General features: G+C 41.6%; 1 rRNA gene. It reads left to right on the top strand.

What is annotated here, in order from left to right:
• Positions 1 to 118: 118 nt before the first annotated feature.
• A 23S ribosomal RNA gene (locus tag QYG89_RS17300) occupies positions 119 to 243 on the top strand; the annotation flags it as partial.

Below are 243 nucleotides of genomic sequence, written 5' to 3'. Positions count from 1 at the left end.
TTGTTCTTTGAAAACTGGATAATATCGTATAAAAGTAACCAAGCAATAAAACCGAGTAATCGCCATTTTAGGTATTTTTATCAGCAAAGAAAAAGAAGCGTAGCTTATTTTTTTTGTAGGTTAAGTTAGAAAGGGCGCACGGTGGATGCCTTGGCACTAGGAGCCGAAGAAGGACGGGACTAACTCCGATATGCTCCGGGGAGCTGTAAGTAAGCATTGATCCGGAGATTTCCGAATGGGGAA

The sequence above is a fragment of the Bacillus lumedeiriae genome, assembly GCF_044891285.1.
Classification (GTDB): domain Bacteria; phylum Bacillota; class Bacilli; order Bacillales; family Domibacillaceae; genus Pseudobacillus; species Pseudobacillus lumedeiriae.
This window is presented reverse-complemented; position numbering and strand designations above follow the sequence as displayed.